We start from the raw sequence: 1,915 nt of genomic DNA, 5'->3' as shown, positions 1-1,915 counted from the left end.
GGCACGCCGATCGGCCGTTTCGAGCTGTCCAGCGGCCGCAATTTCAATCGCGATTATCCGATGCTCGCCGACCAGATCGCTACCGCCGTCGACGGCAAGCTGACCCAGGACAGCGCGGCGAACCTCGCGTTGATCCGCAGCGCGTGGCGCGCCGCGTTGCTGCGCCGCGAGACGTCGACTACGTTCGACGCGTTGCAGCGCAACCTGATGCTGCTCTCCCACGACGCCGACATCGTGCTCGACCTGCATTGCTCGCGCGAAGCCGCCATGCACCTCTACACCGGCGAGGCGATCTGGCCGCAGGTCGAACCGCTCGCGCGCTATCTCGGCGCAGTCGCTTCGCTGCTGGCGCTCGATTCCGGTGGCCGCTCATTCGACGAAGCTCACAGCTTCACCTGGTGGCAGTTGCGCGAACGCTTCGGCCGTGACTTCCCGATTCCACACGGCTCGATCGCCGTGACGGTCGAACATCGTGGCCAGCGCGACGTGTCGTATGAACTCGCGCAGCAGGACGCCGGTGCAATCATCGCGTACCTCACGCATCAACAGATCGTCGACGGTGCCGTCGCGCCGTTGCCGGCGCTGCTGGGACCCGCTACGCCGCTCGCCGGCAGCGAGCAATTCCGCGCGCCTGCGTCCGGCATTCTGATCCATCATGTGCAGGTCGGTGAGACGGTGGCCATTGGCCAGCCGGTATTCGACGTGCTCGAAACCGCCAGTGGTGAGCGCACCACCTTGCACAGTCACACGCAGGGTGTGCTGTACATGCGCCGCGACGTCCGCTATGTACGCGCCGGCGACCCACTCGGCCGTGTGAGCGGTGTCGTGGCGCAACGCGAAGGCATGCTTCTGAGCGCCTGATCCGGCACTCGCGTCCATTCCGACCCATGCTCCGCGCCTTCACTCCCACCTGCCCGCGCCCATGACACTGATCCAGTTGAGAGTGTTCTGTGCTGTCGTAGAGCAAGGCAGCTTCCGCGCGGCCGCGCGTGCGTTCGACATGGCGCAAAGCACGTTGACCCAGGCCATTCAGAGTCTCGAACTCGAACTCGGCGTGACCTTGCTGAACCGCTCGCATCAAGGCATCAGCGTGACGGAGCCGGGCGAGCGTTTTCTGGTCAAGGCGAATGCGATCATCCGTAATTGCGAACGCGCGACCCAGGACATGCAGCAACAGTGCGCCGAACCCGACGGAAAGATCGCACTCGGCGTGACCTCCGAGCCGCTGGCCGAATTCATCATGCCGGTCCTCAAGCGTTTCATTGCCCGTTTTCCGAAAGTCCGCGTACATGTGTCGAGCGGCTATTCGAAGATGCTGATCGAGAAGATTCATGACGGCCGGCTCGATTTCGCGCTGTGCCCGCTGGCGCCGCAGGTGAATGACGCCGACCTCCTGATCGAGCGCCTGTACCGTTCAGAAGCCGGCGTGATCGCGCGTAAAGGCCACCCGCTGGCGCACGCCACCTCGGTTCGCGAACTGGTGAATTGCGACTGGGTGAGCCTGCAGCCCACGGGTGTCGTAGGTGGCGTGGAGAACCGCTTGATCAGCCTGTTCAAGGCAGAAGCGCTGGGGGCGCCGCGCATCGTCACCACGGCGGAATCACTGCTGGAAACGTTGCACATTGTTTCGGAAACCGATTGCCTGACCATCGAGCCGCGCATGCTGGCCGATTTCACGCTGTTCTCGCCGTCGCTGATCACGATTCCGATCCGCGAAGCATTCGATCCACGCGATGTCTGCCTGATCAACCGGCGCACGTCGCCGCTGACCACCGTCGCGCAGGAATTCGTCGACATGCTGATTTCATTCTCGCGCGCACCGCGTGCGCACGGCGTCAGCACCCTACTCTCGCACGCTCACAGACCCATGTAGCCCGTTTATTTCATCTAAATCAGGAAAGCATCATGACTCGAT

Annotated in this window: 2 protein-coding genes; both read left to right on the top strand. The window is 63.3% G+C overall.

Features of this window, described 5'->3' with window-relative positions; all coding sequences use genetic code 11:
* On the top strand, window positions 1–861 hold an 861-nt coding region (locus WCA53_RS21330; protein WP_423915314.1), incomplete at its 5' end, for a succinylglutamate desuccinylase.
* 61 nt (window positions 862–922) lie between these two features.
* Window positions 923–1,873: a LysR substrate-binding domain-containing protein gene (locus WCA53_RS21325; protein ID WP_423915312.1), complete on the top strand. Its 951-nt coding sequence runs from the start codon at window positions 923–925 to the stop codon at window positions 1,871–1,873.
* The last annotated feature ends 42 nt before the right edge of the window (window positions 1,874–1,915 follow it).

The sequence above is a fragment of the Caballeronia sp. genome (assembly GCF_049581465.1).
Lineage (GTDB): Bacteria > Pseudomonadota > Gammaproteobacteria > Burkholderiales > Burkholderiaceae > Caballeronia.
Note: the sequence above shows the minus strand (reverse complement) of the source record. Positions and strands in the feature narration are given on the sequence as shown.